This is a genomic window from Arthrobacter sp. K4-10C (assembly GCF_059090085.1).
In genome coordinates this window covers 1-443 of the sequence record NZ_JBNHFI010000031.1, presented here as the reverse complement: position 1 = coordinate 443, position 443 = coordinate 1, and the positions used below count along the sequence as shown (strand labels likewise).

The 443-nt window shown below is 64.8% G+C and carries 1 protein-coding gene; it reads left to right on the top strand.

Translation table 11 applies throughout. The features are described from left to right. Nucleotides 1-443: lipoyl synthase (locus tag AC5RUU_RS19620; protein WP_493976871.1), on the top strand; the 443-nt coding region annotated here is incomplete at both ends.

The following is a 443-nucleotide window of genomic DNA, read 5'->3' as shown; positions in this document are numbered from 1 at the left end:
GCCATGGCCCTGCGCTACGCCACCGTCACCGGCGTCGCCCGCGACGACCTCGAAGACGAAGGCGTCTGGCTCTACGCCGAAACCGTCCGCAAGATCCACGAACTAAACCCCGGCACCGGCGTCGAACTCCTCATCCCGGACTTCTCCGGCAACCCCGACCACATCACAGCGATCTGCGACTCCAAACCCGAAGTCTTCGCCCACAACGTCGAAACCGTCCCCAGGATCTTCAAGCGCATCCGCCCCGCGTTCCGCTACGAACGCTCCCTTGACGTCATCACCCAGGGCCGGGACCAAGGCATGGTCACCAAATCCAACCTCATCCTGGGCATGGGCGAAACCCGCCAGGAAATCTCCGAAGCCCTCCGCGACCTCCACGACGCAGGCTGCGACCTGGTCACCATCACCCAGTACCTGCGCCCGTCCGAACGGCACCTGCCCGT